This is a genomic window from Acidovorax sp. KPB24-07, assembly GCF_057543315.1.
Genome location: NZ_BAAJYS010000298.1, coordinates 1 through 4,193, shown reverse-complemented (window position 1 = coordinate 4,193; position 4,193 = coordinate 1). Strand labels below are relative to the sequence as shown.

5 protein-coding genes and 1 pseudogene are annotated in these 4,193 nt (G+C 69.2%); 5 read left to right on the top strand and 1 reads right to left on the bottom strand.

All coding sequences use genetic code 11. The features are described 5' to 3' along the window. Positions 1-238: pseudogene (locus AC27IQ_RS19650) on the bottom strand (hypothetical protein); the annotation flags it as partial. Positions 239-465: 227 nt separating this feature from the next. Between AC27IQ_RS19650 and radA the strand changes: the two are divergent. The 5 genes from radA to AC27IQ_RS19625 form a co-directional block, all read left to right on the top strand. Next, a complete protein-coding gene (gene radA, locus AC27IQ_RS19645; protein ID WP_284394641.1) occupies positions 466-1,845 on the top strand; it encodes a DNA repair protein RadA in 1,380 nt (459 codons plus the stop codon). Between the two features lie 82 nt (positions 1,846-1,927). Next, entirely contained in the window at positions 1,928-2,377 is a 450-nt protein-coding gene (locus AC27IQ_RS19640) for a glycerate kinase (RefSeq protein ID WP_272565926.1), read from the top strand. Positions 2,378-2,419: 42 nt separating this feature from the next. Then, a complete protein-coding gene (locus AC27IQ_RS19635) occupies positions 2,420-3,358 on the top strand; it encodes a branched-chain amino acid transaminase (protein WP_272565924.1) in 939 nt (312 codons plus the stop codon). 5 nt (positions 3,359-3,363) lie between these two features. After that, positions 3,364-3,570 carry a zinc-finger domain-containing protein gene (locus tag AC27IQ_RS19630; RefSeq protein WP_272549760.1) on the top strand — a complete coding sequence of 69 codons (207 nt, stop codon included), beginning with the start codon at positions 3,364-3,366 and terminating at the stop codon, positions 3,568-3,570. A 3-nt stretch (positions 3,571-3,573) separates the two neighbouring features. Then, positions 3,574-4,193, top strand: a 620-nt coding sequence (locus AC27IQ_RS19625) for a glycosyltransferase family 2 protein (protein ID WP_487090484.1), incomplete at its 3' end; no start/stop codon positions are given.

The window sequence follows — 4,193 nt, the reverse complement described above, 5'->3', positions numbered from 1 at the left end:
AGGAAGACGGGGTGGAGGACATGCCGGCGTCCGACGCGAGGCGTGGCGGGCGTGGCAGGGGCGGGGTGGCGGGGGTCGTCGGCGCCGGGGTGGTGACGGGTGCGGTGTTGGTGGGCGTGTCGGCTGGCTTGTTGCGGTCGCAGGCGGTGAGCGCCAGGGCGGACACGACGATCAGCGGGGCGGCGGCGAGCCAGCGGCGGGAAGGGGTGGCCGAAGCGTTCATGGTGGTTGGGGTCATGGGTTGTATCTCCTTGAATGAATGGCGTGCGGCGGACTGCCGCTGGAATGGGCATGCTAGGCAGGCTCCAGCAGGCGCGGGGTAGGATAGGGTTGACATCGCAATTGCTTACTTTCAGGCCGTGCACCCCCGCTGGCGCCCGGCTTGGGGCCGCAGCGGGCCGGCCTGCCGCCGGGCATGCCGCCCCGCTGCGATCCCCCCTGCTGCCCCGTTTTCCGATCCCTGCCATGGCCAAAGAAAAAACCCTCTTCACCTGCTCCGAGTGCGGCGGCACCAGCCCGCGCTGGCTGGGCAAATGCCCGGCCTGCGGTGCCTGGAACACCCTGGTCGAAACCGTGGCCGAGGCCGGCCCGGGCAAGAACCGCCTCAGCGCGCCGCAGTTCTCGGGCCTGGCCCAGGCCCAGGCGGTGATGCCGCTGGCGGCCATCGAGGCGACCGACATCGCCCGCACGCCGAGCGGCATCGACGAGCTGGACCGGGTGCTGGGCGGGGGCATCGTGGAGGGCGGCGTGGTGCTGATCGGCGGCGACCCAGGCATCGGCAAGTCCACGCTGCTGCTGCAGGCGCTGGATGCGCTGCAGCGCGTGGGCCTGCCCACGCTGTACGTGACGGGCGAGGAAAGCGGCGCGCAGGTGGCGCTGCGCTCGCGCCGCCTGGGCCTGGACCACAGCCAGGTGAACGTGCTGGCCGAGATCCAGCTGGAAAAAATCCTCGCCACCATCGATGCCACCCAGCCGGCCGTGGCGGTGATCGACTCGATCCAGACGGTGTACTCCGACCAGCTCACGAGCGCGCCCGGGTCGGTGGCCCAGGTGCGCGAGTGCGCGGCGCATCTCACGCGGGCGGCCAAGGCCTCGGGCGTGACCATCATCCTCGTGGGCCACGTCACCAAGGAGGGGGCGCTCGCCGGCCCGCGCGTGCTGGAGCACATGGTCGATACGGTGCTGTACTTCGAAGGCGACACGCACAGCCAGTTCCGCCTGGTGCGCGCCATCAAGAACCGCTTCGGCGCGGTCAACGAGATCGGCGTGTTCGCCATGACGGAAAAGGGCCTCAAGGGCGTGACCAACCCGAGCGCCATCTTCCTGAGCCAGCACAGCGAGCCCGTGCCCGGCAGCTGCGTGCTGGTCACGCTGGAGGGCACGCGGCCCATGCTGGTGGAGATCCAGGCGCTGGTGGACGAGGGCGGCCCCAGCCCGCGCCGGCTGTCGGTGGGGCTGGACCGCGACCGCCTGGCCATGCTGCTGGCGGTGCTGCACCGGCATGCCGGCGTGGCCTGCATGGACCAGGACGTGTTCGTCAACGCCGTGGGCGGCGTGCGCATCAGCGAGCCCGCGGCCGACCTGGCGGTGATGCTGTCCATCACCTCCAGCCTGCGCGGCAAAGCACTCCCCCGCGGGTTCATCGCCTTCGGCGAAGTGGGGCTGGCCGGCGAGGTGCGCCCGGCCCCGCGCGGGCAGGAGCGGCTCAAGGAGGCGGCCAAGCTGGGCTTCAGCGTGGCCGTGGTGCCCAAGGCCAATGCGCCCAAGAAGCCCATCGAGGGCATCACCATCCATGCGGTGGAGAGGGTGGAGGAGGCGATGGAGGTGGTGCGCGGCATGGGCTGAAGGCGGCCCGCCGGGCGGCGATGCCGCGCCTACGCACCATCCACACCCGGCCCCGGCGGCCGCCATAGGACAATCTCGCCCCATGAATCTGCGCAACCTCTTCATTCCCGTCGGCATCGCGGTGCTGGTCTTCGCGGCCCACCGCTCCTATGGCTGGCAGGGCGTCATGGCGGTCGGGGGCGGGCTCGTGATGTGGGCGCTGCTGCATTTCACCCGGCTCATGAACGTCATGCGCAAGGCGGCCGACCGGCCCATCGGCCACGTGGGCAGCGCCGTCATGCTCAATGCCAAGCTGCGCAAGGGGGTCAATCTCATGCACGTGGTGGCCATGACGCGTTCGCTGGGCGAGCCGCTGTCGGCCGACGGCGAGGAGCCCGAGCGCTACCGCTGGACCGACGGCACGCAGTCGCACGTGACGTGCGAATTCCGGGCCGGCAAGCTGGTGGAATGGGCGCTCGTGCGGCCCGTGCCGCAGGAGGATGCGCCCCAGGCACCGGCGGATGTGGCGGCCCCTGCCCGCGCAGACTCGTAAAATCGCGGGTTTTGCGACTTCCAGCAATTCCAAAGGAACCCCATGAGTCCCGTAGCTCCCTCGATGGCCGACCGTGACGGCAAGATATGGATGGACGGCCAGATGGTCGATTGGCGCGACGCCAAGATCCATGTGCTGACCCACACGCTGCACTACGGCTGCGGCGCCTTCGAAGGCGTGCGTGCCTACAAGACGGCCGACGGCACGGCGATCTTCCGCCTCGAGGAGCACACCGAGCGCCTGTTCAACAGCGCCAAGATCCTGCGCATGACCATTCCGTTCACCCGCGACGAGGTGAACGAGGCCCAGAAGGCCGTGGTGCGCGAGAACCAGCTCGAATCGTGCTACCTGCGCCCGCTGACCTGGATCGGCTCGCAGAAGCTGGGCGTGTCCCCCAAGGGCAACCAGATCCACCTGATGGTGGCGGCCTGGGCCTGGGGCGCCTACCTGGGCGAAGAGGGCATGAAGCGCGGCATCCGCGTCAAGACCAGCAGCTACACGCGCCACCACGTCAACATCACCATGACGCAGGCCAAGGCGGTGAGCAACTACACCAACTCGATCCTGGCCAACATGGAGGCCCTGGACGACGGCTACGACGAGGCCCTGCTGCTGGACGCCTCCGGCTTCGTGTCCGAGGGCGCGGGCGAGAACGTCTTCATCATCAAGAACGGCGTGGTGTACACGCCCGACCTGTCGGCCGGCGCGCTCAACGGCATCACGCGCAACACCATCGTCCACATCTGCAAGGACCTGGGCCTGGAGCTGGTGCAAAAGCGCATCACCCGCGACGAGGTGTACATCGCCGACGAGGCCTTCTTCACCGGCACCGCCGCCGAAGTGACGCCCATCCGGGAACTCGACCGCCTCGCCATCGGCAGCGGCTCGCGCGGCCCGATCACCGAAAAGATCCAGAGCGCCTTCTTCGACATCGTGAACGGCCGCAACCCCCAATACGCCCACTGGCTCACCAAGGTCTGAAGAACATGTCGCAAGCCATCGTCGAACTGGTCGCCAAAGACCTCAACCCCCAGGGCGGCGTCTTCTGCCCGAGCCCCAAGGCGGACATGAAAATCTGGAACACCCACCCCAAGGTGTACCTGGACGTCGCCCACACGGGCGAGGCCAAGTGCCCCTATTGCGGCACGGTGTACCGCCTGAAGGCGGGAGAACGCGTCCACTCCGGCCACTGATTGATGCCGGCTGAACGCGGCAGCGCGGCCCGCCCCACGCTCACGGTGGCGGTGCTGACGCTGAACGAGGGCCACCGCATCGAGGCCTGTCTGGCGAGCGCCTCGTTTGCCGACCAGATCGTGGTGGTGGACAGCGGCAGCACGGACGACACCGTGGCCGTGGCGCGGCGCCTGGGTGCCCAGGTGCATGTGTATCCCGACTGGCAGGGCTTTGCCGTGCAGCGCAACCGCCTGCTGGCGCATGCCACGGGAGACTACGTTTTCTTTCTCGACGCCGACGAGGTGATGGGCCCCGACTTCCGCGAGGAGCTGCAGGCCATCGTGCGCTCGGGCGAGCGCGCGGTGTGGAAGATCCGCTGGCGCATGGTGGCCTTCGGCCACGAATTGCGCTACCTGCGCACCACCTCGACCGTGGAGCGCCTGTTCCGGCGCGACATGCTGCGCGAGTACGTGGGAGTGGTCCACGAGGAGGCCGTGCTCACCGAGCCCGGCGTGCCGCGCCACGTGATGCGCGCGCGGCTGCTGCACCACTCGCGCGAGACCGTGCGCGGCAGCCTGGAAAAGCTCACGCAGTACGCCATGCTGGGCGCCGCCAAGCGCGCGGGGGGCCGGCAAGCGCGGCG

Bases quoted from the DNA above. Each gene is read 5' to 3' on its own strand.
- radA (WP_284394641.1), top strand. From the start codon at position 466: ATGGCCAAAGAAAAAACCCTCTTCACCTGCTCCGAGTGCGGCGGCACC.
- AC27IQ_RS19640 (WP_272565926.1), top strand. From the start codon at position 1,928: ATGAATCTGCGCAACCTCTTCATTCCCGTCGGCATCGCGGTGCTGGTC.
- AC27IQ_RS19635 (WP_272565924.1), top strand. From the start codon at position 2,420: ATGAGTCCCGTAGCTCCCTCGATGGCCGACCGTGACGGCAAGATATGG.
- AC27IQ_RS19630 (WP_272549760.1), top strand. From the start codon at position 3,364: ATGTCGCAAGCCATCGTCGAACTGGTCGCCAAAGACCTCAACCCCCAG.